Annotated in this window: 23 protein-coding genes; 4 read left to right on the top strand and 19 right to left on the bottom strand. The window is 48.7% G+C overall.

The window, feature by feature from the left end:
• Positions 1–7: 7 nt before the first annotated feature.
• The 3 genes from ACOBQJ_RS00880 to ACOBQJ_RS00870 all read right to left on the bottom strand — a co-directional run bounded on the left by ACOBQJ_RS00880 (position 8) and on the right by ACOBQJ_RS00870 (position 3,170).
• Positions 8–949, bottom strand: a complete 942-nt coding sequence (locus ACOBQJ_RS00880; protein ID WP_421069823.1) for a methyltransferase — start codon at positions 947–949, stop codon at positions 8–10.
• A gap of 205 nt (positions 950–1,154) precedes the next feature.
• Positions 1,155–2,210, bottom strand: coding sequence for a DUF3231 family protein (locus ACOBQJ_RS00875; RefSeq protein ID WP_421069822.1), 1,056 nt, complete (start codon positions 2,208–2,210; stop codon positions 1,155–1,157).
• Positions 2,211–2,381: 171 nt separating this feature from the next.
• Positions 2,382–3,170 (bottom strand): tRNA 2-thiocytidine biosynthesis TtcA family protein, encoded by a 789-nt coding sequence (locus tag ACOBQJ_RS00870; RefSeq protein ID WP_421069821.1) that lies wholly within the window; start codon positions 3,168–3,170, stop codon positions 2,382–2,384.
• Between the two features lie 214 nt (positions 3,171–3,384).
• On the opposite strand from ACOBQJ_RS00870, the gene ACOBQJ_RS00865 reads away from it, so the two are divergent.
• Complete coding sequence (locus ACOBQJ_RS00865) at positions 3,385–6,126, top strand: EAL domain-containing protein (RefSeq protein ID WP_421069820.1); 2,742 nt, start codon at positions 3,385–3,387, stop codon at positions 6,124–6,126.
• Positions 6,127–6,201: 75 nt separating this feature from the next.
• Here ACOBQJ_RS00865 and ACOBQJ_RS00860 read toward each other — a convergent pair whose 3' ends face one another.
• The 9 genes from ACOBQJ_RS00860 to glpX form a co-directional block, all read right to left on the bottom strand.
• Entirely contained in the window at positions 6,202–7,365 is a 1,164-nt protein-coding gene (locus ACOBQJ_RS00860; RefSeq protein WP_421069819.1) for a peptidoglycan-binding protein, read from the bottom strand.
• A 165-nt stretch (positions 7,366–7,530) separates the two neighbouring features.
• Positions 7,531–9,612, bottom strand: a complete 2,082-nt coding sequence (locus ACOBQJ_RS00855; RefSeq protein WP_421070106.1) for a DNA topoisomerase III — start codon at positions 9,610–9,612, stop codon at positions 7,531–7,533.
• A 25-nt stretch (positions 9,613–9,637) separates the two neighbouring features.
• A complete protein-coding gene (locus ACOBQJ_RS00850) occupies positions 9,638–10,018 on the bottom strand; it encodes a hypothetical protein (protein WP_421069818.1) in 381 nt (126 codons plus the stop codon).
• A 75-nt stretch (positions 10,019–10,093) separates the two neighbouring features.
• Complete coding sequence (locus tag ACOBQJ_RS00845; protein ID WP_421069817.1) at positions 10,094–10,468, bottom strand: GNAT family N-acetyltransferase; 375 nt, start codon at positions 10,466–10,468, stop codon at positions 10,094–10,096.
• 40 nt (positions 10,469–10,508) lie between these two features.
• On the bottom strand, positions 10,509–11,615 hold the full coding sequence (locus ACOBQJ_RS00840) for an NADH:flavin oxidoreductase (protein ID WP_421069816.1): 1,107 nt from the start codon (positions 11,613–11,615) through the stop codon (positions 10,509–10,511).
• A gap of 25 nt (positions 11,616–11,640) precedes the next feature.
• A complete protein-coding gene (locus ACOBQJ_RS00835) occupies positions 11,641–12,426 on the bottom strand; it encodes a hypothetical protein (protein WP_421069815.1) in 786 nt (261 codons plus the stop codon).
• Between the two features lie 102 nt (positions 12,427–12,528).
• Positions 12,529–13,326: an ABC transporter permease gene (locus ACOBQJ_RS00830; protein WP_421069814.1), complete on the bottom strand. Its 798-nt coding sequence runs from the start codon at positions 13,324–13,326 to the stop codon at positions 12,529–12,531.
• Positions 13,327–13,986 carry an ABC transporter ATP-binding protein gene (locus ACOBQJ_RS00825; protein WP_421069813.1) on the bottom strand — a complete coding sequence of 220 codons (660 nt, stop codon included), beginning with the start codon at positions 13,984–13,986 and terminating at the stop codon, positions 13,327–13,329.
• Between the two features lie 144 nt (positions 13,987–14,130).
• Complete coding sequence (gene glpX, locus ACOBQJ_RS00820; RefSeq protein ID WP_421069812.1) at positions 14,131–15,108, bottom strand: class II fructose-bisphosphatase; 978 nt, start codon at positions 15,106–15,108, stop codon at positions 14,131–14,133.
• Positions 15,109–15,322: 214 nt separating this feature from the next.
• On the opposite strand from glpX, the gene ACOBQJ_RS00815 reads away from it, so the two are divergent.
• The gene (locus tag ACOBQJ_RS00815) at positions 15,323–16,597 is read left to right on the top strand and encodes an MFS transporter (RefSeq protein WP_421069811.1); all 1,275 of its coding nucleotides are present in this window, start codon (positions 15,323–15,325) and stop codon (positions 16,595–16,597) included.
• A 429-nt stretch (positions 16,598–17,026) separates the two neighbouring features.
• On the opposite strand, the gene ACOBQJ_RS00810 is transcribed toward ACOBQJ_RS00815, so the two are convergent.
• Genes ACOBQJ_RS00810 through ACOBQJ_RS00800 form a run of 3 tightly spaced genes read right to left on the bottom strand, consistent with a single transcriptional unit; the run spans position 17,027 to position 19,326 of the window.
• Positions 17,027–17,611: a DUF6657 family protein gene (locus ACOBQJ_RS00810; RefSeq protein WP_421069810.1), complete on the bottom strand. Its 585-nt coding sequence runs from the start codon at positions 17,609–17,611 to the stop codon at positions 17,027–17,029.
• 19 nt (positions 17,612–17,630) lie between these two features.
• A complete protein-coding gene (locus ACOBQJ_RS00805) occupies positions 17,631–18,401 on the bottom strand; it encodes an ABC transporter permease (protein ID WP_421069809.1) in 771 nt (256 codons plus the stop codon).
• Positions 18,388–19,326, bottom strand: a complete 939-nt coding sequence (locus tag ACOBQJ_RS00800) for an ATP-binding cassette domain-containing protein (protein WP_421069808.1) — start codon at positions 19,324–19,326, stop codon at positions 18,388–18,390. Before ACOBQJ_RS00800 ends, ACOBQJ_RS00805 begins: the two co-directional genes overlap by 14 nt.
• 196 nt (positions 19,327–19,522) lie before the next feature.
• Between ACOBQJ_RS00800 and ACOBQJ_RS00795 the strand changes: the two genes are divergently transcribed.
• The gene (locus ACOBQJ_RS00795) at positions 19,523–20,980 is read left to right on the top strand and encodes a long-chain-fatty-acid--CoA ligase (RefSeq protein WP_421069807.1); all 1,458 of its coding nucleotides are present in this window, start codon (positions 19,523–19,525) and stop codon (positions 20,978–20,980) included.
• Between the two features lie 61 nt (positions 20,981–21,041).
• Positions 21,042–21,302 (top strand): hypothetical protein, encoded by a 261-nt coding sequence (locus tag ACOBQJ_RS00790; protein ID WP_421069806.1) that lies wholly within the window; start codon positions 21,042–21,044, stop codon positions 21,300–21,302.
• A 65-nt stretch (positions 21,303–21,367) separates the two neighbouring features.
• On the opposite strand, the gene ACOBQJ_RS00785 is transcribed toward ACOBQJ_RS00790, so the two are convergent.
• The 4 genes from ACOBQJ_RS00785 to ACOBQJ_RS00770 all read right to left on the bottom strand — a co-directional run bounded on the left by ACOBQJ_RS00785 (position 21,368) and on the right by ACOBQJ_RS00770 (position 26,379).
• Positions 21,368–21,892, bottom strand: coding sequence for a MerR family transcriptional regulator (locus tag ACOBQJ_RS00785; RefSeq protein WP_421069805.1), 525 nt, complete (start codon positions 21,890–21,892; stop codon positions 21,368–21,370).
• A gap of 93 nt (positions 21,893–21,985) precedes the next feature.
• Positions 21,986–23,914 (bottom strand): NADH-dependent [FeFe] hydrogenase, group A6, encoded by a 1,929-nt coding sequence (locus ACOBQJ_RS00780; protein ID WP_421070105.1) that lies wholly within the window; start codon positions 23,912–23,914, stop codon positions 21,986–21,988.
• On the bottom strand, positions 23,862–25,808 hold the full coding sequence (locus ACOBQJ_RS00775; protein ID WP_421069804.1) for an NADH-ubiquinone oxidoreductase-F iron-sulfur binding region domain-containing protein: 1,947 nt from the start codon (positions 25,806–25,808) through the stop codon (positions 23,862–23,864). Before ACOBQJ_RS00775 ends, ACOBQJ_RS00780 begins: the two co-directional genes overlap by 53 nt.
• Positions 25,789–26,379 (bottom strand): NAD(P)H-dependent oxidoreductase subunit E, encoded by a 591-nt coding sequence (locus ACOBQJ_RS00770; RefSeq protein WP_421069803.1) that lies wholly within the window; start codon positions 26,377–26,379, stop codon positions 25,789–25,791. Before ACOBQJ_RS00770 ends, ACOBQJ_RS00775 begins: the two co-directional genes overlap by 20 nt.
• Positions 26,380–26,652 lie beyond the last annotated feature (273 nt).

The following is a 26,652-nucleotide window of genomic DNA, read 5'->3' as shown; positions in this document are numbered from 1 at the left end:
AATTTGTCTATTTCTTTATGCCTGTGATTAATTGGCTTTCCCCCACTAGTTCCCAGGGATTCACCTGGAATCCCGCATCTCCAAGCCATTCCTTGTATTGCTCAAAAGTCCATGTGCCACCGGAAACAGTGTTGACCAGCATGTTCACTGCGAAGACCGCCGCCCTGGCGCCGGTGCCCCGGATCATATCACTGATCACAATGCGCCCGCCTTTCACAGTTTCTTTTGCCGCGTCTGCAAAGAGCTTTCTATTCTCTGTTTCTCCGTAAATGTGGCATACATTTCCAAGGTAGACCAAATCAAAGGGGCCCTCAGGCAGTCCCCGGGTAAAGTCCCCTTTGACCATTTTGACATTCAGGGCGCTGTCGAGTTCGGGGCTCATCATTTCAATGACTTCGGGCAGGTCCAGGACTGTGACAGCCGCGCCTTTTTTGGCAAAAGCCACGGCATATGTGAGCGGGCCGCCACCCACATCGAGCACCCTTGGGTTGGCCGACAGGTCTCTCAGACAAAATTCGGATACCGCGGATGCAGATCTTTGAGCGTGATGGCTCATAGCCATTATAAAACTCTTGGAATGGCCGGCCTTGTCTTTTCTGGAGGCAGGACTTCCGGTCTTTATCACTTCAGGCAGCTGGTTCCAGGCTGAAATCAGATTATAACCGTGCATAAAAGAGAAACCGGTATAATCTCCGTGTGCTGGGTTGTAAAAAATGTTATCAGCTTCCTCGCTCAACTTTAACTCATTATTATCGCTGTATATTACATAACCTAAAGCTGCCAGTGCCTCTGTTGCCGTCCACAGTGCCCTGTAGTCCGTACCTAGTTTTTCTGATAACTCCCGCAATGTGTGCGGACCGTTTTTAATCGCATCGAACAGCCCGATTTTCACCGCTGCGCCTACTAACAAAAATTCTTGCGGCAGCTGAAATGACGCCGGATTTGGCATGGGGTTACCTACCTCCTCTTTTTACCGTTAATTTAATTATATAATACATTCAACAAGGGCCTTTATTTACCTTTATAGTTATCTGGCCGGTAAGGTTTAATCCAAGGGTTGCTATAGTTTTTGGGGCTGGAATAATTAATTACATGTTGTAGTTCATTAGTTAAGATATTGCTCACGGCACCTACTCTTTACTGCCATTCTATCTTTAATGTTTTTTATCCGGCAACTGGGGCGGTTCTTCCAACCAGCCGTTTTCAATGAGAACATTTACGCCGTCATCCAAGTATTTTAAAACCTCAGCCGTCAATCTTGAAAAGTCTGCCACTATATCGATCCTCACAACAGGCAGAGCTTTCCCATAGGCACTGGTTAAAACAACATTTGATGACCTTAGCTGCTGCATCATCAATTTGTCAGAAAAAGGAGCAATATTTGATTTCATAACACCATTATCCCAGGGCATTGATACAGGCAGGTTATTTTTTATTAAAAGTGAACTGAATATTTCAACATGCTTATTGGCTATCTCCCACCCTCTATCCATATATTGCCTTACTTTTTCCGATTGGGCAACCTGGCCGAATCCTTTTAACATAGCCTTTCTAAGCGAATTCCTTTGGAGACTGGAGAATATATGTGAGATTTCTATTGAATTGAGAGTCCTTTGTTTCCCCAGGTAACCGGCCAGATAGTTCTGTTTTTTTACAAAATCAATCCTTTCCGGTACCGGAATATAGGGGGGCCTTGTATACATCCCTTTTGAAAGCATAAGGCTGACAGCCCTGTTGTATATCTCCGCCGGGTCTGCAACACATTCGGTAAAATATTTACGGACATCTGCCCTAGTGCTCATCTGGAGTGCGGTACTATAGCCGTCCAACCTGATCCTGGCCATACCTTCGAGGAACCTTAACACAAAAGTGTCTGAAAAAAGGCGAGGCGCTTCAAGGTTTAAGTCACCGTCCGTAAATCCGATGGGAGCGGGGTGTTTTTCAAGAGAATATATCTCTGAAATTATGCGCAGGTGCTTTTTAGCGATCCCCAAAGTATATTCTAAAACATCTTTGATATCCGGGTCTTCAACAATTTTTAAAAAGTATTTTACGATTTGCTTCTTAATGCTGCTTTCCATCCAGGAAGACCAGAGGTTAGCAAGTTCCGCAGAAGTAAGTCTTGTGTCTTGTTGGTTTGCAGCGGCAGTATGGACCGCTTCTATATCATGATACGGTGATGGTCCGGTGTTATTCTGGATTATTTCCAATTAAATGTCCTCCATTTTTGCATTATCTTATAATATATTCTTGTCCAAAAATATTTTTTTATATTAACCACCATATATTTTACTATCTACAGATGGAAGTTTTTTGTAAATCTCCGCAGGGACAATCCAAGCTACATCCAGGAAGTTGAAGACGACGATTCTGTAATCTGATTAAAAAGGTTCTGTAATATTGTCTTTACCCTTTATGTCTTTACCGCTGCTCTTCGGAATGATCTCAGGCCATAAGTTTCTCTGATCGAATGTCTGGAGAGAGGTAAGAAAGCGTGCCTTAAAGTTGGGAAATTGCCTGGCCAGGTCAGCTGTAAGTTTCTTAGCCACTTCCCTGTGGGTGAAGCCGTTTGCGGGGCAGGTATTAGGCACGGTAGGCAGATTTTCCTTCTCAACAAAAGAGTATATTTCCTCCGAGGGGTGGTAGACCAGCGGCCGGACCATTGTCAGGCCGGTGCGGTCGAGAAAAGTAACCGGTGAAAACACGCGCAGCTGGCCGGTGTAGATCAGGCTCATGAAAAATGTTTCTATTACATCGTCAAGGTGATGGCCCAGGGCGACCTTGTTGCAGCCCAGTTCCAGGACCTTGCCGTGCAGGGCGCCGCGGCGCAGGTGCGAGCAGATGGCGCAGGGGTTGCCGCCCCCCCTCTCCTCAAAAACTATTTTAGCGATTTCAGTCTCCACCACGTAAAAAGGCACATTTATGGAACGGCAAAAATCTTTAAGTACCGGCAGGTCTACAGGCCAGCCGGTTTTGATATATACTGCCGCGGAAAGTTCGAATTTGACCGGCAGCATACGTCTGAGCAGGTCAAGCGAGTACAACAGGGTAACGCTGTCCTTGCCTCCCGAGAAAGCGACGGCCACCCGGTCACCGTCCTGCAGCATGCCGAAATCGTATATGGCCCTTTTGACTCTTGCTAAAAACCACTTGCGGTAATTTTTGACCAAAATATCTAGCTCCTTTTACAGCCTTCATATAATGCAATAGCTATTGCCTTACCAGATATATAATAATGGGCTTTTAACATTTGGACAAGCCCGTGTGTTGCAGCTGCTTGGGAAAAAAACAAAATGAAATTTAGAAATAATTCGACAATTTCATTAATTTATAAAAAATAATACCGATAATATACTTGTCAAATTTCATATAGCAGGTGAGATAATGACTCTGAGCAAAAAAACATTAATTATTATCGGCATTACTTTTTCATGCCTGATTTTACTGCTGTACGGCAGCTTAAGATATATAATAATGAAGGACTATACGGCACTGGAAAATCAGGATGCCAGCCAAAATGTTCAAAGGGTTTTGAGCGCCATAAATGATGAGGCAGACCAAATTGCCGCAAATGCCAGTGACTGGGCGACATGGGATGATACATACAAGTTTGTTGAAGACAGAAATAGTGATTACATAGAAAGAAATATCCCCGATACCACCTTTGAAGATCTTAAATTAAGCCTGTTCCTCTGTGTTAATTCTTCCGGTGAGATAGTGTTTGGCAAAAGCTATGATTTTATCAATGGCACAGAAATGCCTATGCCGTCCGGTCTCGAAAGTATATTGGCAGAAAATAAAATGCTCTGGCATCATGATTCCACGGAAAGCAAAATTTCCGGCATTTTTGCTTTCCAGGAAGGGCCGATGGCGCTGGCTTCCGCGCCTATTATTACAAGCGACCAGACCGGTCCTGTGCGAGGAGCTTTAATTATGGGGCGCTATCTGAATTCAGGAGAAGTAGCGAACCTGGCTGAAAAAACTCACTTAACTCTTAACCTGCATAGACTCGACGCTATGCCCGGGCTGTTGGCGGACATTAAATCCAAGCTGGAAGGTACTGAAGAAGATAATTTTATTGTTGTCCAACCCTTCAACGAGGAAATTATTAACGGTTACGCCTTATTAAAAGATGTTTTTGACAACCCTGTTATGGTATTGCAGGTTGACCTGGAAAGGGGAATTTACCAGCAGGGTAAAAACAGCCTCAGGCTGCTGCTGTTTTCGCTTGTGATATTTGTACTGGTCTTTGGCGCGCTGGTGGTCATGCTGTTAGAAAAGAATGTGCTTTCCAGGCTGGCAAAACTCAGCAGGAACTTCAGCTTAATAAGCAGCTGCGGCGACCATTCGATGCGCCTTCAGGCGTCAGGAAATGATGAGTTAACCGAGCTTGCCGAATCTGCAAATAAAATGCTGGAGTCATTGCAGAATACCCATCAAATCCTCAGTGTCACTAAGGAAAGGTACCGTACCCTGACGGAAAACGCTTACGACCTGATCTGTGAAATAAGCACCGATGGCAGGTATTTATACACCAGCCCCAACTACAAGGAAGTACTGGGTTATGATCAATCGGATATGATTAACAAGAGTGTTATTGATTTCATTTGGCAGGAAGATAAAAACAAGGTAAATAACGCAATTGTAAACATTGAATTCTCGGGATTAAAAGAACTGACTTACAGAATGATGAGCAAGAACAGTGATTTAAGATGGTTCGAAAGCACCGCCAAGACTTTCAAAACTGTAAAAGGTGAGAGCCGGCTGGTAGCCGTTTCACGGGATATTACAGAAAAGCAGAAATATGAGGAAACTATTAAATTTCAGGCTTTCCATGACAGCCTTACCGGCCTGCCCAACCGTTTACTGTTCAAAGACCGGCTGTCACTGGAACTTGCCCACTGTAGACGCAATAATAAAATGCTGGCGCTCATTTTTTTAGATCTGGACAGGTTCAAATTGATCAACGACACTCTGGGCCATGAGGTCGGCGACCTTCTGCTCTGCCAGGTGGCTGAGCGCCTCAGTGAATGTGTGCGGGAAGGTGACACTGTCGCCAGATTGGGCGGAGACGAGTTTACTATTATGCTGCCCGAAATAACTTGCGCAGAAGGAGCCGCGAAAGTAGCTGAAAAAATTCTTGAGAACATCAGAAAGCCTGTTATATTAGGAGAACACGAGCTGTTTATCTCCACCAGCGCCGGCATCGCGCTGTATCCCAGCGACGGTGATGATACGGAAACACTGATTAAAAATGCCGACACGGCGATGTACCTTTCTAAGGAAAAAAATAGAGACAACTACCAGTTCTACACGCCTGCCTTAAACCACAAAACACATGAAAGGCTTTTGATTGAGAATGAGCTGAGGCGGGCAATTGAACGCAAGGAATTTGTCCTGCATTACCAGCCAAAGGTCAATATAAATAGCAGGGAACTAACCGGCATTGAGGCGCTGGTCAGGTGGAACCACCCCTGCCGCGGCCTGCTGCTGCCAGCTGAATTTATTCCTATTGCTGAAGAAACAGGGATGATAGTCCCTCTGGGCGAATGGGTCATGCGGACCGCTTGCGCCCAGAATATGTCCTGGCATGAGGCCGGCTACACGCCGAATGCAGTTTCCGTTAACCTTTCCGGCAAGCAGTTTTACCTGCAGAATTTAGTAGAGACGGTTAAACGCATATTAAAAGATACAGGCTTGGACCCGCACTGGCTGGAGCTGGAGATCACTGAAAGCACCGCTATGCAGAACTCGGAATATACCGCAGAGACATTGTACAGGCTTAAAAAAATGGGGGTACAGCTTTCTATCGACGATTTCGGTACAGGGTACTCTTCACTGGGCCAATTGAAACGCTTCCCTGTTGACAAACTCAAGATTGACAAAACTTTTGTAATGGAGATTGGAGAAATCAGGGATAGCGAAGTAATCGCATCAACTGTTATTGCTCTTTGCAAGAGCCTTAAACTGGGTGTTGTTGCCGAAGGCGTGGAGACAGAGGTGCAGCGCAAATTTCTCCAGAAGCACCAGTGCTCTGAGATGCAGGGGTTCCTGTTCAGCAAGCCTCTCAGTTCTGTGGATATGGAGGCGCTATTGTCAAAAAGGAAGCTCAGCCGGTCATCTTGAAAACAAATTAAAGCCCTGGGGACTAAAACTCCAGGGCTTCTTTTGCGAATTATTGATCTGCGAATTGTAAAAATTCTAATTTACCACCCGGCTGGCTCCCAGGTATCTCTCGCTGTAGTAATTCTGTGAAAGAGATGTTATTACGACCTCACCTTCAGCTGAACTGCTGTGGATAAAACAGTTATCTCCTATGTAGATGCCTGTGTGTGAAGGCCCTGACATGTATGTTGTGAAAAACACAAGGTCACCCGGTATCAGCTGGTTTACCCTGGCGCCATAATAATACTGCTCGTCAGCCATACGCGGGATTTCTATTCCGAAATGGCTGTATACATAGTAGGCAAACCCTGAACAGTCAAAACCATCAGGTGAACTGCCTCCCCATACATATGGCGTTCCTAAAAACTGCCTGGCGTAGGAGGCGATCGCCTGTGACTTGCGGCTGCCGGATGCGCCTCGGCTGGCGACGACCGGAGAATTTTGCATTGTCTGCAGTGTTTGGGGGCCGGCCACACCATCTGCCGTAAGCCCGTTGTTAGCCTGAAAATCGATAAGAGCAAGCAGTGTGCCAGCGCCAAAATTTCCGTCCAGGCTGTCATTGTAATAACCAAGCGATTTCAGCTTTGTCTGCAGGGCAAGCACTTTATCGCCGCTCATCCCCTTTTTTATAAGGTCAGGCCGCGGGCTTCCCGCTACCGCTTCTACCTTTGCCGCAGCCAGGCTGTCAATCGCGGCCAGGGTCGCAGGGCCTGCTATGCCGTCATCGTTAATGCCGTTGCCTTTCTGGAAGGCAATGACCGCTGACAGTGTGCCGGCGCCAAAATTTCCGTCCACGCTTCCACTGTAATAGCCAAGGGATTTAAGTTTTGTCTGCAAGGTAAGCACATTATCGCCGCTCATGCCTTCTTTTAGAAGATTACTGTTCGCTCCTGTGCCATCCTCTTCCACAGCCAGGCCGTCGATTGCGGTCAGGGTCGCTGGGCCGGCTATGCCGTCTCCGCCAAGTCCGTTGTCGCCCTGGAATTTAATGACCGCGGAAACTGTCGCGGGGCCAAAGATGCCGTCTGGCTCGCCTGATTCAAAGTAACCCAGGCTCTGCAGTTTGGTCTGCATTTCAAGTACGGCCTGCCCTGACATCCCTTCCTTGAGCATCAGCTCTTCAGCGCTGGCTCCAGGCGCCTGAAACACTGGAAATATCGAAAATACTACAACTAACGATATTATAAACTTTTTTTTCAATATGACTTCTCCTTTTAGGTCCCGATTATCATGCGGATTCTTACTAAAAATCAATTCTTTTTATTTTTTCGACACAGTCTCTAATATTACCTGCCTTTTCTTAATCTTCTTTAGCATAAAAAAATCCCCATTATGAGATGGGGATTAACGTAATTCAGAAACCTTTTAATCTTTGTCCGAGTTATTGTTTTCTTTGGCCATCGCTGCTTTCAGAAGTTCACCCACGTTACTGCCAATAGAGTCCTGCTGGCTGTAACGGGCAATCAGCTGCTGGTTAGCCCTGCCGCCCCCTTTGGAACTCCTGAAGCCATAATCATCCTGTTTCTCCGGCTGCCGGTACCCGCAGGCTCTGTCCTGGCACGATAGCATTTTTCCTCTTTTCCCGTTCACCAGCAGCATGTATTTACCGCAGACCGGGCATTTTGTTTTAGTAATATTATCAGCTTTGTAGACGGCCGTGTCCGCGATAACGCTTTTGACCAGTTCCGCGGCGTTTTTACGGATATCAGCCATAAATTCTTTTTTGCTTCCCTTCCCCCTGGCTATGCTGGATAGCCTCTGCTCCCATTGCGCGGTTAATTCCGGTGTCTTCAGGGCCGGGGCAACCAGGCCGATTAGCTGGATCCCTTTTGAGGTGGGGACCAGCTCTTTCCCCTGGCGCTCGATGTAACTGGTATTGAGCAGCTTTTCAATAATCTCGGCCCGTGTGGCCGGTGTCCCAAGGCCGCTCCCTTTCATGGATTCGCGCAGTTCCTCGTCTTCGATGAACTTGCCCGGACTCTCCATCGCAGTCAGCAGGGTGGCTTCCGTGTAACGAGACGGGGGCCTGGTTTTTGATTTGTTAGTTTTTATATTTTTAACCTGTTTGGACTCGCCTTTATTTTGCAGGGCCAGGGTCTGTTCCGGCAGCGCTTCCTCATCGGCACCGTCCTTTTCAGCGGTTTTGGAGGTTACAGCCCGCCAGCCTTTTTCTTTTACCACTTTGCCCCGGGAGTGAAAATTCTCACCATTGACAGCGGTGATGATAGTGGTCTGGGCATAACGGTAAGGAGGGTATAAAACTGCGATGAACCGCCTGACGATCAAATCGTACAGTTTTCTTTCCTCTTCTTTCAACAACGGCAGACGCAGGGGCTGTTCAGTGGGGATGATGGCGTGGTGATCAGTGACTTTGCTGTTGTCGACAAACCGTTTCGTCGGGTTTAAAGGTTTCTGCAAAAGGGGTTTAACAATCTCCGCATACGGCGCCACAGAAATGCTTTTCAGCCTGGCCGCGAGTGTGGGAACTATATCCGTGGTGATATATCTTGAGTCAGTCCTCGGGTAGGTGACCAGTTTGTGCTGTTCATATAAGTCCTGCAAGATAGACAGGGTTTTTTGCGCTGAATACCCGTACCGTTTGTTGGCGTCCCTCTGCAGCTCAGTCAGGTCGTAGGCCAGGGGTGCCCCCTCGCTTTTATTTTCAGTGTGAATTTCCTTGATCACACCCGGATGGCCTTTTATTTTAGCGGCCAGATCTTCCGCCAGGCCTTGGCTGAAGATCCTTCCGTTTCCGGACTTGTTCCGCCAGTCGCCAAAGTAGTCCCCAAAATCAACACGGATCGTCCAGTAATCAACCGGTACAAATTGTTTTATTTCTGATTCCCTGTTTACAATCATAGCCAGTGTTGGTGTCTGCACCCTGCCGGCGTTTAACTGGGCGTTAAACTTACAGGTTAATGCCCTGGTAACGTTAAGCCCGATCAGCCAGTCTGCCTCCGCCCTGCAAACGGCTGCGTCATACAGGCTGTTATAGGAGCTGCCGGCCTTCAGGTTGGCAAACCCTTCCCGGATGGCGTCGTCAGTCTGAGAGGAGATCCAGAGCCGCATGAACGGTTTTTTCCAGTTTGCCAGGACCATGATCCAGCGGGCCACCAGCTCGCCTTCCCGTCCGGCGTCTGTGGCAATTACCAACTCTTTGATATCGTCCCGCCTCATTAAATTTCTGACTACCTGGAACTGGTGGGAAGTCTGCCTGATGATTTTTAATTTCATACTTGGCGGCAGCATTGGTAAATCCTCCAGGCGCCAATCCTTATATTTTTTATCATAGTCATCAGGCTCAGCCAGTGTTACCAGGTGACCCAGCGACCATGTCACAACAAATTGGGGTCCCTCTATATACCCCTTGTTTTTACTGCCGCATTTTAAAACCCTGGCTATTTCCCTGCCCACACTGGGCTTTTCCGCCAGCACAAGCGCTTTCATCAAATCTCCTCAATTCTTAATTAAACTAATCAGCAGTGATTTCCTGGATTTGAAAAGTACTGTCTGCCTTTATCCTTACAGGCCCCGGCACTTCGATGAATATACTCAAGTCCTTAAAGTACCGTACACTTATATGTTTCGAAACCTGAATATCAATGTTGTCATATAATCTCGGCAGGACATAAACAGTATTGTTGTCTGTATTGAAAATATGTATCTCAGACAGGTAGGAATCAAATAAGCCCAGACGTTCACCGTCGTCCTGCAGGGTATCCTTTTTGGGGTATATGTGAAGATACAGTTTATTCCTCACGGCGGCGGGCATGTCATTTGTCCTGCTGTAACGGTATTCACATCCCTTGATTATCTCACCGCTCTTCTTTGATGTGTTAATTTCCAGTTTCACATATACACGCCCTTTCCTATGGAATTATTTATTTGCAATGAGCCGCAGGCAATATTACTGATCTAAGCTCACCGCTCATATGCGGCTGACGGCGTACCTGGCCAGGGGATAACCTTTATTCTCGTCGTCTGCAAACCCGTACCTCCTGTACCACGCGTCAAGCTGTTTTTCGCTGAGGTTGCCGGAGGAATATATATAAGCGTATAAGTCCAAATTTTTCCGGTCAAGGTATGCGGTGAGTTTTGTCAAGACTTCGGACCCATACCCCATCGCCCTGTTTTCTTCTGAAACATACATCCTGGTAAAAATCCAGATGTCGCCGGCGCTGCTTATTTCAGCGCAGGCAAGTGTTTTATCGTTTTCTTTTCTCTGAAACCGGACGATCCTGTTGATCGGGTTTTTCTCTTCTGTGATCAGGATGTTACCTTCTTTGATTATGCTTTGTTCCAAGCCATCCACCTTAAAATCAGCAATTAATAATACAAAATATTTATCTGGAAACACCGGCCAGCACGCTGCGGAAAGGGTCGAACTCGACACATTTCAATGGCTGCCTGGCAATATGCATAAGGCATTTGTTGCATGATGTGCACCTGGACTGCCTCTTGTCCGGGCTGTGCAGCAGCCGGTTAGGCAAATCCGGTTCGCATATTAATGGGCGGCAGATGCCGATAAAGTCGGCTCCGTTTTTCAGCAGGTGCTCCATCGCCGGCAGTGAGCGGATGCCGCCGGTAACCGCCAGTGCGGTGTTTGTTCCTGTTATTGCTTCTTTCATGGCGTCTACAGCCCAGCCGAAATATGCCTCACGCTCTCCCGCTTCCTTGCTGAGCCTGGCCCGCAGCTGTATCTGTTTCTCGACCCCGCCGCTCAATTCAATCAGGTCCACGCCCATTTTTGCCAGTGATTTAGCCACCGTGGCATATTGTTCTATTCCATTTCCGCCATCTATATAATCTGAGGTGTTCATTTTCCAGAATACCGGGAAATCGTCACCGACCTGCTCCCGTATGGCGGAGTAAACCTCCAGGGTGAAGCGCATCCTGTTTTCCAGGCTGCCTCCCCATTGATCCGCGCGGTTGTTTGTGGCCGGGCAGAGGAACTCGCTTAGCAGGTATCCGTGGGCGCCGTGCACGGCAACCGCGTCAAAGCCGGCTTCTTTTACCCTGCGGGCAGCCGTGCCAAAAGCTTTTATTGTGGTGGTTATATCCTCTTCCCTGATATCGTTAAGACGGTAACCCCTGTCGAGAGCGCCATATGAAAACCCATATCCGGACGTGCCCTGGTGAAATATTTGCATCGCTAACCTGCAGCCGCTGCCATATTTGTGCACGATATCAGCCAGTTTTTTTAGACCGGTTATAAACTTGTCGTCAAAAACACACATCTGCTGCGCAAAGCCTTTCCCTGCCGGCTCAACAGCGGCGGCGCCGGTTACCAGGATACCCGACCCTCCCGCTGCTAAATGGTAGTAAAGCTCCAGCAGGTCGTCGGTAACGAAGCCGTCAATATCAGCCTTGCTCTCGACAGTCGCGGAACGCAGGAACCTGTTTTTAATCTCCATATTTTTAATTTTGTAAGGTGTGTTCAGTATAGACATCTTTTGTCTCCCCACTTTGATGATATTACTTTTTGTCGTCAGGCTTTTTGAAGTCCAGGATCTTGCCCATCCTTGGTGTTGATTCAAAACTTTCGGGCGAAATATGCTCGATTTCAGGGAAGTATTTTTTTATTTGCTCCATGATCTGGCGCGTTACCGCCAGGGTTTCCTTGTCAGCGTTTTCACCGGCTAAATTCAGGGCCAGGCCGAAAAGCAGCATTTCATCATGGGAGAGGTTGAGTTCGTAGCCGCTGGTGGGAAGTTCATTTATTTTAGCCAGTGCCATCAGGCAAACACCTGAGAACATGGAGTAGGACTCAGGATTTAGTTTCTCATTGGCCACATTTTCGTAGTTCTTTTTATAAGCTGTAATAACCGCGTTTAATAGTACCTGCGCCTTGTCAGGCTTTATTGAAAGCTTGAACAGCGGTGAAAATACGAAGCTGTCCATACCGGTCCTCAGGATTAATTCCCCCCTGTTTCCCAGCAGGCAGACAATGCGCCCGTTTTGTATCTCTATTTCAATCTGGGAATCGTTAATAAACAGGCTGGTGGGGAAGGTATTTCTTAAAAAGCTGGAAAAATCGTGCTCTTCAGATTCATTTTGCATGTACTTCTGTTTAAAATACATTCCCGCATCGCCGGGATCAAATTCAACCTCAATATCTTCAAGGTATATGATAGTTGACTCGACCAGCTGATCTTCGAAATAGTGCTCCAAAAGCAAGTATTCTTCTATGTACTCCTCAATCATCTCCAGTATTTCATCGATATCAAACACAATATGGTTGCTTACTAATGAGTAATCCAATAAATGCTCCTCCCTGTCCGGTGTACTTTTAATCCTGCAGAGTTAGTATTAAATTACCACATACATGATAATTGGGCAACAACCGGATTTTGCAGGCTGCTGTTATTCCCGGTCAAAAACATACTGCGCTATCGCATCTTCTTTTGTAAATAATTTTTTGTAAGACATTAAAACCAGTATCAGGCACCCTATCGCAACCGCCGCGGCTATCATAAGCATTACTACTATCTGGTAGCGGACGGCCTGTTGAGGGTCCGCGCCGCTCAGGATCTGCCCGGTCATCATACCCGGCAGGCTGACCAGGCCGACGACCATAAGTGAATTAATTGTCGGGGTCATACCGGATCGCAGCGCTTCCTTAACGCATTCTCTGACAGACTCCCATGGTGATGCGCCGAAACTGAGCAAAGCTTCTATTTCGGATATATTTGACCTGACTTCTGAAAACAGGCGGTCAAGTGAAAGGGCGATACCGTTCATCGAGTTGCCCAGGATCATGCCGAAAATAGGTATGGCTATCCTGGCCGAGTACCAGGGCTCAGGAGCTATGATCAGGGCCACGACTATTGTCCCTACGATAAAAGTGCTGGCCCAGAGAGAAACAAACGCGAGCGCCAGGGTATGCCGCACCGCTCGCGGCGACCTCCGCGCGGCTGTTCCGGATGCCACCAGGGTCATCATGGTTATGATTACCACGATCAGGAACAGGTTGTTTAGCTTGAAAATATATGTAAGGGCATAGCCGATCAGCGTCAGCTGGACAAAAGTCCTGACAGTGCCCCACAGCAGCGGCTTGAGCAGTTCAAGCCTTAACGCGGCCGAAATAACGCCCGCGATTAATACTAAAATAACGCTCAGGGCAAGCTGCAGGTTGGATATAGGTATTATGCCAACGTCCAATTAATTCACCCCCGGCCCGGGGAGTACAACCTCGTGGATGATAATATCCGTAATATCTTTATAAATGTCATTATGGGTTACCATAATTATGCCGCGGCCAGCTTCACTTCCGGCCCAAATCCTCAAAAAAGCCATTACCGCCCTGGCGGAATTATCATCGAGGGCTGCAAAGGGTTCATCCAGAAGTAAAATGTTCGGCTTGAAAAGAGCTGATCGCAGCAGCGCTATTCTTGCCATTTCGCCGCCGGAAAGAGTGCGGGCATCCTGGCCCAGTAAATCCTCATTCAATAATAATGCCCTCAGCCCGTCCAGAGCTTCGCTGGAATTAAACTGTTCTTTCTTTATTTTTAGTTCAAAAGGCTTTTTCAGGTTATCGAGCACCGTCCCGCTGAAAATAGCCGGTTTCTGGGCTGTGTAATTAATTTTGCTGCGCCACTGCTGGGGAGAATACGAAAGCCAGTCTTCTCCCAGGAAAGAGACCAGGCCCCTGTCGCACTTCATAAGCCTTGCCAAAATCTTCAGCAGGGTTGTTTTGCCGGCGCCTGACGACCCTTTCACTACCAGCAGCGATCCTTCTTCCAGGCTGGATGATACGCTGACAGTGCGGCCAGCGGAGCCGAGGTGATATTCAACATGGTCGATTTTGAAAAATCCCGTCACAAGTTTTCCCTCCCGGGAAAATTTATTAATTTCTGCTGCCAGCTATTTTAGATTATAACCTGAAAAAGCGGCAGGTAATAGATGCCTGCCGCAAAAGCAGAAGTCGGAAGCCGGAAATTGGATGTCAGATGTAAATAGAAATTACTAAGCGGGAAAGCTAAGGAAAGGGTATGGTTTGCGGTCCAGCTTGTGGATCGCCCTTATGAAACGCACAGTGCAGGTTTTGGCCCTCATAACCACCGAATGTGTCTCAGCCCTATCGCCGCCGTAAAAGCGCACCCCTCTTAGAAGTTCCCCGTCCGTAACGCCGGTGGCGGAGAAAATCGCGTCATCACCCTTTACGAGATCATCCATGGACAATATTTTTTTAGGGTCGGCAATACCCATCCTGATGCAGCGCTGGTACTCATCATCGTCTTCCGGCACAAGGCGGGCCTGCATTTCACCGCCCAGGCATTTTAAGGCGGCCGCCGCGATTACTCCTTCAGGCGCCCCGCCGATTCCAGCGCATATATCAATGCCTGTATCATCAAAGGCCGTGGATATGGCAGAGCTAACGTCGCCGTCACCGATCAGCCTCACCCTGGCCCCTGCTTTGCGCACCGCGTCAATAAGTTTCTTATGGCGCGGCCTTTCCAGTATAATCACTACGCACTCGGATACTTTTTTGTTATTGGCTTCCGCCACAATTCTTAGGGTTACCTCGATAGGATCGTCGAGGTGGACCCTGCCGGCCGCCTTCGGGCCAACGGCAAGCTTTTCCATATACATGTCCGGCGCGTGCAGGAGGTTGCCCTTGTCGGCTATGGCGATGACCGACATGGCATTGGGCAGACCTTTTGCCAGGATATTTGTGCCTTCCAGCGGGTCAACGGCCACGTCTACTTCCGGTGAGGCGGCATTTCCAACTTTCTCTCCGATATAGAGCATGGGGGCTTCGTCCATTTCCCCCTCCCCTATAACCACTGTTCCATTTATGGAAACTGAATCAAACATCCGTCGCATGGCGTTTGTCGCCGCCTCATCCGCTTCATTTTTTTGTCCCCGGCCCATCCACCTTGCGGAAGCAAGCGCCGCGACCTCTGTTACCCTTATCAGTTCCATTGCGAGTTCTCTATCCATCTGTCCCACTCCCCGTAAAAAAATAAAAGGCGTTAATGAAAACGGCCCTTTATAGTAGTGCTTTTAAATATACTATATACCTGTCAAATTGAATTGAATACCCCTGCAACGATATTTACAGCAATTGGATATTTTTTTAATATCCATAATCTTTAAATTCTTAAAAGTTTATTTTTTAAAACAGGGGGAAGTTTAAAGATCCGGAGGGATAATTATGACTGAAAGCTCAGACGCCCAAAAAACCCCAAAAAACTACTGGCTGGTGGTCGCAGCACTGTCCGGAGTCCCGTTTATAATGGTCCTGGGCAATTCAATGCTGATCCCCGTCCTTCCCGATATCAGGAACTCGCTTAATTTATCCTCAGTGCAGGTAAGTTTAATAATTACGCTGTTTTCCCTGCCGGCCGGTATAATTATACCTGTGACCGGCTTTCTTTCAGACCGTTACGGGAGAAAAGCGGTGATCATCCCGGCTCTGGTTGTATACGGCGCGGGCGGGCTTATCGCCGCCCTGGCGGCTGTTTTTTTCAAACAGTATGCTTATGTGTTAATCCTGGCCGGCAGGGTCGTCCAGGGCATCGGCGCCGCCGGAACCGCGCCGATCGCCATGGCGCTGTGCGGAGACCTGTTTAAAGACAAGGAACGCAGCCGTTCACTGGGGTCAATCGAAGCTTCAAATGGGCTCGGCAAGGTCTTAAGCCCTGTCCTCGGTTCGGCTGTCGGCCTTTTGGCCTGGTATGCCGCTTTTATATTTTTCCCGTTAGTAGTAATACCGGTGGTTGTGGGGATGTGGCTGCTGGTAAAAGAGCCTGAAGGCCGTGCCAAACAAAAATTAGGGCAGTATTTGAAATCATTTGCGAAAGTGTTTAAAGATCAAAAAGGCCTGCTGCTCTCCTCTTACCTGGCGGGCGCTATAGCGCTGATGGTGCTTTTCGGCGTTCTTTTCTATCTCTCCGAATACCTGGAACAGCAGTACGGATTGGACGGCATCCCCAAAGGGCTGGTGCTGGCGATCCCGGTTTTATTCATGAGCGCTACTTCTTTTATAACCGGTTTTATTATCAAGAAGAAAGAAGCGTTGATGAAAATACTGGTGATAACAGGTCTCAGTATTATGACGGCGGCACTGATATTCTTGCCGCTGGCTAAAGGGGTTATTTTTTACTTCGCCGCTATTTCAGTAATCGGGGTCAGCACGGGACTGGTGCTGCCCTGTTTGAACATGCTTATAACAAGCGCGGCTACAATAAAGGAGCGCGGATTAATCACTTCGCTTTACGGCAGCGTGAGGTTTTTCGGCGTCGCCGCCGGCCCTCCCCTCTATGGTTTTCTGATGGCGAAAGGGACCGGGCTCATGTTCTGGAGCTCGGCCGGCCTGGCCCTGGCAGGCGCGGTTGTGTTTTTTATATTTGGAAAAGCAAAGGGCTCACAAGCTAACCCGGCGTCTTTTATTTATAAGCCAATCCCGGCCGGCAAACCCGGAAAGTGAGAAGTGGGACGTGGGGAATGAGACGCGTGAAATAATGTTGGAACTTATAACTTACGTCAGACATCAGATATCCGGCTCGACCTCCGACTTCAGACTTCCGGTCTCTGAAATGGTAGGTTCGGCTTCAGCCGAACAAAATGGTCGGATAAATCCGACCCTACAATACAAGAGAATCGCCTCCTTGTAGTGACAAATTCTACCCTGCAAGAAAAGAGAACCGCCCACCTGTTTGGGATACTAGACAGGATTGAAATATATATGATCATAAATTGAACGCGACCAGAGAACAGTACCCCAGTCGCGTTTAGAAACCAGCCGCATTATTAAGATGTTAGACTTGAGATTGATCGTGAATGTTATCTCAAGGGTTAAGAAAGACCCAAAAGGAATGCAGTATATACTCACGTCTCACGTCTCACGTCTCATGTCTCACCTGACTTTCTTGAGCTTTTCTTTCTGCTCGGCCAGTACCTGGTTATACTGGGCGTTAAAGCTGTTCACTACCCGCGACCATTCTTCCCGGAAGCCGGGCTGTTTTTCCGGGTCCACTTTTATTTTGGCCCCCATTTTCTTTTCTATTGATTGCATCGACGAGGCCATCTTGGCCGAAAACCTTTCTTTAAACTGTCCAAATGCCTGTTCAAGAGTTTTTTCATAATAATTAAAGAGGTGTTCAATTTGGCCGTACACTTCCCTGAGGGCGTCTTTGTTTACCTTGAGGAGCGTTATCCCTTCCAGGGCTTTTTTAGTCGTGTCAAAAGCAGCCCTGTCAACCGGCAGCTGGATGTTGCTTAAGAAGGTTTCCAGCGCGCCTTCCGCCATATACCCTTTTATTTTATCAGGATATTTATTCATCTCTGATAAAAAGTCAAAGTCTTTTTCGTTTAAATATCTAGCTGCCATCGCTTTTCCGACCGGGATGTGCTCCATTTTTTCAATCTCTTCCGGCGGCACTTCCTTCCTCTGTTGAAAACGCTCCATGGCCATTTCATAGGCTGATTTAATCCTGTCCAAAATAAGACCTCCCGTATTATTACCTTATTATCAACCGGCGCAGCAAGTAAACCGGGACCGGTAAAATTATCAAAGACACAACCAGCAGCCAGGCAAGGTCTCCCGCCATATATGCGCCGGCATTACCCGTGACAAGCCCGCGGGATATGTTAACCAGGTGATAAAGAGGGCTGAACCAGGCTAGTTTCTGTATTATAACCGGCAGCCCGGAGAGTGGGAAAAACACCCCGGAAATCAAGTACATCGGGGTTATCAGCAGCGAAAAGAAGTAATTAAAGCTGTCGATGTTCGGCACCAATCCGGTCCAAGTGGCTGCCAGCGCAGAAAACAGCAGCCCTGACAAAGCGAGCACAGGCAGGATTAATATGGCCAGTGGTGATTTAACCAGCCCCAGCACAGAGATGACGATCAGTATTACAGCGCCGTACATGACCGATTTAAAAGCTCCGAACAGCATGTCTCCCATAACCACGTCATAAATACTCGCCGGTGTCGCTACAATGGCCTGGTAGGACTTCTGGTATTCCATCCTGACAAAAATACCGTATGTACACTCAATAGTGGACGCAAACATGGCCGAGTAAGCGATCAGGCCCGGCGCCAGGTACTCGATGTAAGATACTCCTTCCATCGGCTGGAGGTAGGCTCCCAGGCCGAAGCCGAAAGCCGTCAGGTAGAATAGCGGCTCAAAGAAGTTAAACGAGATGCTGACCTTCCAGGTCTTCCGGTAGGCCAGCAAATGTCTTTTGAAAACTTTCCATACCAGCGGCGAGAGGTCAGGACGGTACATTTTCTTCCACCAGCCCTCTCCCGGTAAGCTTTAAAAATACGTCCTCCAAATTAGCGCCGCGCAGCATCAAGCGGGAGAAACTCCCGGTCAACGGCCTGAGTGTTTCCATAAGCGCCTGCCCGTCAGTGGGATATACAAACATCATGTCACCGACATTTTGATAGCCCCTGATCCGGTCACCCCCGCATTTGAGGATATCATCTTCGGCAGCGCTTCCCAGCCCTATTTCCAGGACCTGGTTCCCAATGTGTCGGGCCACCAAGTCTTCCGGCCGGCCTTCTTCGAGTATGGCTCCCTCATCCATTATTATAAGCCGGTCGCACAGGTGTTCCGCCTCATCCATGTAATGCGTGGTCAAAAGGAGTGTCACTCCCCGCTCTTTAAGGCTTCTTAACTTTTGCCATAGCAGGTGCCTTGCCTGCGGGTCAAGTCCGGTAGTGGGTTCGTCCAGGATCAGGATTTCCGGGGAATTTATCAGAGCCCTGGCGATTGTAAGCCTCCTTTTCATCCCGCCGGAGAGCCTTTCAACCTTATCGTTCATATAGTCGCCGAGGGCAAAAAAATCAAGAATTTCAACAGAGGCCGCGGCAACCCGGCGGGCGGGGATATTAAAAAAACTGCCATATACCAGAAGGTTTTCCAGTACGGTCAAATCGGTGTCGAGGTTGTTGTCCTGGGCGACCACACCCAGCCTTTTTTTAATCTCCCTTGGCTTTGACATCACGTCCATACCAAGTACAATGAGCGATCCCGCCGACACAGGAGAAAAACAGTAAACCATTTTAGCGATAGAGGATTTTCCCGCGCCGTTCGGCCCCAGGATGCCGAAGCATTCTCTCTGCCGGACGTGAAAGTTTATTCCTTTAACCGCTGTCTTACCATTGTACTTTTTTACCAGGTTTTGTGCGGTAATTACTTGGTCCAACAAAAAACCCCCGCTGCTTCTAGCAATTGCCAATATCATTATAACTTTCAGCTCTTTTTGGGTCAAATATACGTCAGGGCGCCAGAGCAGATATTTTATTCATCTTTACAATAAAAGGGAACGCCCAACGGAGGATTATAAGCTCAGTCTGTCGAAAATAATGCCTGTTAAGATACGACCGGGAGGTTTTATAAGGGTGAACATTCATAACATACACAAAGATAACAGCCAGGACGTAAATAGACCGGCATTATATTTTAAAGATGTTACTGTCAGCTACGGCCAGCTGGAAGATAATATAGGGAAATACGCAAGTTACTGTGCCGGCCTGGGCCTTAAGCCGGGTGACAGAGCTGCGATCGCTCTCCCCAATTGCCCGGAGTTCATCTATTCTTATTTTGGCATAACCCGCGCCGGCGGCGTAGCCGTCCCTTTAAACCTGCTGCAGTCACCGCCGGAGCTTGCTTTTATGCTGAAAGATTCCGGCGCACGCTTTCTGATAACAAACGAAGCTATCGGCAGGGCGTTTTCTCAGCTGCCGGGACAGTCTGTTACCCCTGTTATAATCGACGAAAAATGCCGCAGCGAGATAGCAGCCGCACAGCTGGCGTATTTCCCTGCCTCAGACCCGGAGTCAATATGCACATTTCTTTATACTTCAGGCACTATCGGCCATCCCAAGGCCGCCATGCTGACGCACAACAACCTGAACGGCAACGTCAAGTCCATGGACTACGTTTCCGACTTTGGCCCCGGCGACAACTTTCTGGCTGTGCTGCCCATGTTCCACAGTTTTGGCTGGGCGACCAGCGTACTGCTGCCGCTGTACCTTGGCTGCTCCATAACCATACTTGACGCCTTCAGGCCCAAGGAAGTGCTGCAGGTGCTGTCACAAAAAGGAGTGACGGTATTTTGCGGCGTGCCGAGCATGTTTGCGGTGCTGCTCAAGCTGCGGCGCCAGGCTCCCTTCCCCACCTTGAAGTATGCCATCTCAGGAGGTGATTCCATCTCTGAAGAACATATGATTGCTTTTGAGAAGCTCTTTAACTTTCCTATAATCGAAGGATACGGGCTATCTGAGGCCTCCCCTGTGGTCAGCCTGAACCCGCTGGACGGTGTCCGTAAAATAAAGTCGGTCGGACTGCCGCTGGCTGGTGTGGATGTAAAAATAGTGGATGATGAAGGCAGGGAACTGCCGGCCGGCGAGGTGGGAGAGCTAATCGTTAAAGGGCCCAACGTTATGAAAGGTTACTTTAACAGGGAAGAAGAAACCCGGTCGGCGCTAAGAAGCGGCTGGCTTTATACCGGCGACCTGGCCTACTGTGACCAGGACGGTTATATATTTATCGTGGGCCGCAAAAAAGAGCTTATAATTACAGCCGGGTATAATGTGTATCCCGGCGAGGTTGAGGAGGCGCTGGCGTCTCACCAGTCGGTGGCGGAGGCAGCTGTGATCGGTGTTCCCCACCCGGTCAAGGGTGAGATCATTAAAGCCTTCATAATTCTGGCGGAGGGCTTTACGCCGGATAAACATGAACTTTTTCGCTTTCTGAAAGGAAGGCTTTCCATATATAAGATCCCGGAAATATTCGAGGTTAAAGAGGAACTGCCCAGAGGCGCAAGCGGAAAGGTGCTGAAGCGCTTGCTTAAGTGAGCAGCATTGAGAGAAAACAAGACCTGATAAGGTTATATTATGGAGAAGGTGCTGAGTCATTGTGAAAAAAATATCCATTATATTAATAATATTTTCAGTTTTATTGCTCCAGGGCTGCGCTTCACTGACTAAAAGCCGCCCGCTGATAGAAAACACCAATGAGGCTCCGGATATTGCAAATCAAAGGTTCCAGATCGTCCAGGAGCAGGGAGAGACGAACAATATCGGCGGATTTACTGTAATTAAAGACACGCTGACCGGCAAAGAATACCTGGTGGTGACCGGGCTGAACGGTTCTTCAACCGTTACGGAATTAAAATAAATTAAACAGGATGTCAGCGCAGCCCAGCCAATTTTTAAATTTGCCGCAGGCAACAGCCCGCTTGTTTATTTCATTACGTAAATCTGCTGTTCGTCCCAGGCCTGATTAGTTTGCCGGCTTTTCTTTTTAACCGGCAGTTCCCCGCTGTGTTTGTCTCCATCATCCAGCTCCCTGCTCAGGGGATACTTTTCTGAACTCTTTATAGCCTCTGTTATTTCAATGAACTGCTCCGCGGTCACTTCTTTTTGCGATAGCAGGCTTTCCGCGATTATTTCCAGCTGCCGGCAGAGATTTTGCTGCGACTTGATATGTTCACGCAGCTGCCCGATGTGCAGGTTGATCACACTCCCCGGCGAATAAACGGAGCTCTGCAGGAACTCTTTTATTTCATCCAGTGAAAAACCGAGGTGTTTCAAGGCTACTATTTGCTGAAGCCTTACTATGTCCGTTCCCGTGTATAGGCGGTGCCCGTTTCCCTTGTTCCTGGAAGGGACAAGCAGCCCGATCTGGTCGTAGTAGTGCAGTGTCCGTACCGAAAGCCCGGTCTGCTTGGCAAGCTCCCCGACTTTCCAGTTTGTCTTTTCTGTCATCGGTTTACCTCCGTCTGTGTAATCGCGCTTAATAATACAAAATTGCGTTTATGATGTTTACGCCTTAGGACAATATGTTTTTCCTGCAAGCAGTTAAATTTTTGGAGCCATTTCATCCCGCGGCATGTACTGGCTGTCATGGGGCGGCATGTTTTCTTTCACGTGTCCTGCATGGCTTCCCTTTGTTCCCCCCAGATTCAGACCCGGCGCCTTGCCGCGAGGTGTGTAATAGGTATGGAGCAGTTTTCTTGACATATCGCTCAGAGGATGGCCCAAAAACTCGTCATAAATTTTCTTGACCGCGGGGTTTTCATGGGCACGCCTTAATTCCTTTGAAAAATCGATCCGGTCCAGGGCCTCAGCCCGGTTATGCCTGTAATCCAGCGAAATTTCTTTATGCTCCCTGGTGCCGAAGATGGGCTGCCCGCCGCCGCCGACACAGCCGCCCGGACAGGCCATGATCTCAACGTAGTCAAATTGCTCACCTGCTTTGAGCCGGTCCATCATTACCCTGGCGTTGCCGGTGCCGTGAGCGATGGCTATTTTGATTTTGCGGCCTTTCAGTTCTACCCATACTTCTTTCAGCCCGCTGAAACCGCGCAGTTCCTCGTAGTCCAGGAGGTCCATTTCCCTGCCTGATGTTAGATAATATGCCGTCCTTACTGCCGCTTCGATTACCCCGCCGGTTGAGCCGAATATGGCGCCGGCGCCGCTGGAGATTCCCATCGGTGTATCGTAGTCCTCGTCCGGCAGGTCGTGAAAATTTATACCCGACTGCCTGATCATCCGGGCCAGTTCCCTGGTGGTCAAAACCCAGTCCACATCTTTGAAATCGCCGGTGCCCATCTCCGGCCGGCTGGCCTCGAATTTCTTCGCCGTACAGGGCATAATTGCCACCACCACAATTTTTTTGGGGTCTAATCCTTCTTTATCCGCAAAATATGTTTTTGTCAACGCCCCGAACATTTCGTGCGGCGACTTGCAGGTTGACAGGTTTTCTAGAAATTCAGGGTAAAAATGCTCCGCGAACTTGACCCAGCCGGGGCTGCAGGAAGAAAGAAGGGGCAGTTTGCCGTGGCCCCCCAGCCTTTCTAGCAGTTCGTGGGCCTCTTCCATAATGGTCAGGTCCGCTGTGAAATCCGTGGCAAATACCTTGTCAAATCCAAGTCGCCGCAGGGCGGCAACCAGTTTCCCTGTTACCACTGTTCCCACTTCGAAGCCGAACACCTCGCCCAAAGTAACCTGGATGGACGGCGCTGTCTGTACCACAACGTATTTATCAGGGTCCTCCAGCGCTTCCCAGACGGATTCCACGCACTCCTTCTCGGTCAGAGAAGCGGTGGGACAGGCTATCACACACTGACCGCAGGTGATGCAGGCCACCTCTGAAAGGTCCTGCATAAAGGCTGGCGCGATAACAGTGTCATAGCCGCGGTTCAGGGCGGAATAGACATTTACCTCTTGCACCTTGCTGCAGATGGCCTCACAGCGCCGGCACTTGATGCACTTATTGTAATCGCGGATAATAAATGAATTTTCATTCTGGACCTGCAGCGTTTTCATTTCTCCAGTATATTTGATATTCCTTATTCCCAGGTTGTCAGCGACATTCTGCAGCTCGCAGTTCAAATTGCGGATACAGGTGGTGCACTCGCGGTGGTGGTCGGAAAGAAGGAGTTCCACCATTGTTTTTCGGACCCGCCTGACGCGGGGTGATGAAGTATGGACGACAAGTCCCTCTGAAACCGGGTAGACACAGGAGGCCTGGAGTGTTTTTGTCCCTTTTATCTCCACTTCAACTAGGCAGACCCGGCAGGAACCGATTTCATTGATATGACGGAGGTAGCACAGGCTTGGGATCTCAACGCCGGCAAGGCGGGCGGCTTCTAATACATTCATTCCCTTGTCTGCTTCAACTTCCCTGCCGTCAACGACCAGCTTTATTTTTTCCACCTTTTTTTCCGGGTTATCATAAAGCTGCCCTTTCTTCCTGACCACCGGGCCCGGTGTGTACTCCGGTATTTTCAAATTTTACGACCTCCTTTCTGGCGCCTTTGATAATGGCATTTTTAGGGCACTTGGCGACGCATGCGGCGCATTTAAGGCATTTATCAGGGTCGATCCGGTAAGGCTGCCCTCGCTCGCCTGTAATGGCCCCGGCGGCGCAAGCCTTCGCGCAGAGGCCGCAGGCGGCGCATTTAGCTTCGTCCACCGTATAGTCGAGAAGAGCTTTGCACACCCCGGCCGGGCAGGCCTTGTCCCTGATGTGGGCGATGTATTCTTCTTTGAAATAACGCATCGTAGATATTACCGGGTTGGGCGCCGTCTGGCCCAGTCCGCATAGCGAAGCGTCACGGATGTCATAAGCCAGTTCTTCAAGCAGCTCCAGGTCCTCAATTTCTCCCTGGCCCTCTGTAATTCTTTTTAAAATTTCCAACAGCCTTTTGGTGCCAACCCGGCAGGGTGTGCAGCGGCCGCATGACTCGTCCTGGGTGAATTCAAGGTAAAACCGCGCTATGTCAACCATGCAGTTATCCTCGTTCATGACAATCATGCCGCCTGACCCCATCATCGAGCCGATCTCTTTTAAGGACTCGTAATCTATCGCAAGGTCGAGGTGCTTGTCTGGTATACAGCCGCCTGAAGGACCGCCGGTCTGGACAGCCTTGAATTTTTTCCCGCCGGGGATGCCGCCTCCAATATCAAATATTATTGTACGCAGGGTAGTGCCCATGGGCACTTCTATTAGTCCGGTGTTAATAATTTTTCCGGCCAGGGAAAATACCTTGGAGCCTTTGCTGGACGACGTGCCCTGACCGCTGTACCACTCCCAGCCCTCTCTTAATATAACCGGAATGTTGGCGTAGGTCTCCACATTGTTAATTAATGTCGGTTTGCCCCAGAGTCCTTCCTGAGCCGGGTAGGGCGGCCTGGGACGCGGTTCCCCCCGCTGGCCTATAACAGAATGAATTAGCGCGGTTTCCTCCCCGCAAACAAAAGCTCCGGCGCCAAAGCGCAGCCCGATATCGAAATCAAAAGAAGAGCCAAACAGATTCTTGCCGAGCAGGCCGAGTTCTCTTGCCTGGTTAATGGCGATTTCCAACCTTTCCACAGCAATCGGGTATTCCGCCCTGACATAAACATAACCCTGGCTCGCGCCAATGCAGTAACCGGCCACTGTCATCGCTTCCAGAACACTGTGCGGGTCTCCCTCAAGAATGCTCCGGTCCATAAAAGCGCCGGGATCGCCTTCGTCCGCATTGCATAATACATACTTTGGACTTACATCCTGAGCGGCCGTCAGCTCCCACTTCCTGCCGGTAGGGAATCCGGCCCCACCCCTGCCCCTGAGCCCGGATTTGCTTATAAGGTCAATTATTTCAGACGGTTTTTTATTTAAGATAATATCCGCCAGGGCGAAATAACCGTCTCTCGCAATGTATTCGCCGATTTCCTCCGGGTTTATTACTCCGCAGTTTCGCAGCACAATCCGCTTCTGGGCTTTAAAAAAGTTAATATCTTCAATATTGCTTGTCTTTTGGCCGTCATGATTATAGAGCAGCCTTTCCACGATCCGTCCGTGGATTAAATGCGTCTCAACAAGCTCTTTCACGTCTTCCGGCTTCACCTGGCAATAAAACAGTTCACCCGGATGGACCATTACAATCGGTCCGTGCTGGCAGAAACCAAAGCAGCCTGTTTTAAACACGCGCACGCTGTCTTTTAAACCTCGCCGGTCCAGCTCCCTGTCCAGCTCTAAGCGAAAATCCTGGCTTTCCGCTGAGGAACATGCGGTGCCGGAGCAAACCATCACCTGTGTAAGTCCGAGCCCGTTGCGGTGTCCAAGCCGCTGTTTAATCAGGGGGAAAAACCTTTCTTTTATTTCCCTGAGATTATCAGTGCTTTTTACTTTCAATTTCTTCACCTTTCCGGTACTTCTTTATTATTTTTAATATTTCGCCGGTGGTGGCATTTCCGTGCACATCACCGTTTACGACCAGGATCGGAGCCAGCCCGCAGGCTCCAATGCAGCGTGTGCTTTTAACGGTAAAAAGCTGGTCCGGTGTAGTCTCACCGGAATCTATCTTGAGGTGATCTTTCAGCGTGTCCATCAATTCCTGAGCGCCCTTGATATAGCAGGCTGTTCCCATACAGAGGTCCAAGGTGTATTTTCCCCTGGGCTCTGCGGAAAACAATGAGTAAAAAGTAACTACACCGTTTACCTCGCTTACCGGTGTTTCGGTTTTTTCCGCTATGTAAGCCTGCACCTCTTCCGGCAGGTGACCGAATATGTCCTGTGCTTTCTGCAAAATCCGTATCAGTTGGCCCGGCTCCTTTGAATACAGGCTGATAACCCGGTTTAGTTCGTCATATTTATTCTCTTTTATTTTTTCTTCTTTTTCTTCGCCTGGCATTACATCATATACGAACGCCGCGGGAATTTCGCGTTCTCTTAATTCTTCTTCCCGGTGTATCTCCTGTGCCATCACAACATCTCCTGCAATAAGTCTTTTGTGTAATATTGTTTATCTTTAAACAGCTTTTATGCCAAAAATAAAAAAGCTGCCGTAGACGGCAGGAAAAATATATTCTGCATTCTTGCAGGCGGGATTTATCCCGCTAAAGAGTGTCGACAAATTAATACTGCAGGGACCATGGCCTTGAAATCAGCTGATCCTGCGGCTTGAGAGCTGTAGGCGCGGCTTCAGCCGCACAATACAAGGTCGGATAAATCAGACCCTACAGGCTATAAAGATTAA

Origin of the sequence: Pelotomaculum propionicicum, assembly GCF_048984525.1 — a bacterium.
GTDB classification, from domain to species: Bacteria; Bacillota; Desulfotomaculia; order Desulfotomaculales; family Pelotomaculaceae; genus Syntrophopropionicum; species Syntrophopropionicum propionicicum_A.
Note: the sequence above shows the minus strand (reverse complement) of the source record. Positions and strands in the feature narration are given on the sequence as shown.

Coding starts and splice junctions, on each gene's coding strand:
- ACOBQJ_RS00880 (WP_421069823.1), bottom strand. CDS start 949: ATGCCAAATCCGGCGTCATTTCAGCTGCCGCAAGAATTTTTGTTAGTA.
- ACOBQJ_RS00865 (WP_421069820.1), top strand. CDS start 3,385: ATGACTCTGAGCAAAAAAACATTAATTATTATCGGCATTACTTTTTCA.
- ACOBQJ_RS00855 (WP_421070106.1), bottom strand. CDS start 9,612: ATGAAAGCGCTTGTGCTGGCGGAAAAGCCCAGTGTGGGCAGGGAAATA.
- ACOBQJ_RS00840 (WP_421069816.1), bottom strand. CDS start 11,615: ATGTCTATACTGAACACACCTTACAAAATTAAAAATATGGAGATTAAA.
- glpX (WP_421069812.1), bottom strand. CDS start 15,108: ATGGATAGAGAACTCGCAATGGAACTGATAAGGGTAACAGAGGTCGCG.
- ACOBQJ_RS00815 (WP_421069811.1), top strand. CDS start 15,323: ATGACTGAAAGCTCAGACGCCCAAAAAACCCCAAAAAACTACTGGCTG.
- ACOBQJ_RS00805 (WP_421069809.1), bottom strand. CDS start 18,401: ATGTACCGTCCTGACCTCTCGCCGCTGGTATGGAAAGTTTTCAAAAGA.
- ACOBQJ_RS00785 (WP_421069805.1), bottom strand. CDS start 21,892: ATGACAGAAAAGACAAACTGGAAAGTCGGGGAGCTTGCCAAGCAGACC.
- ACOBQJ_RS00770 (WP_421069803.1), bottom strand. CDS start 26,379: ATGGCACAGGAGATACACCGGGAAGAAGAATTAAGAGAACGCGAAATT.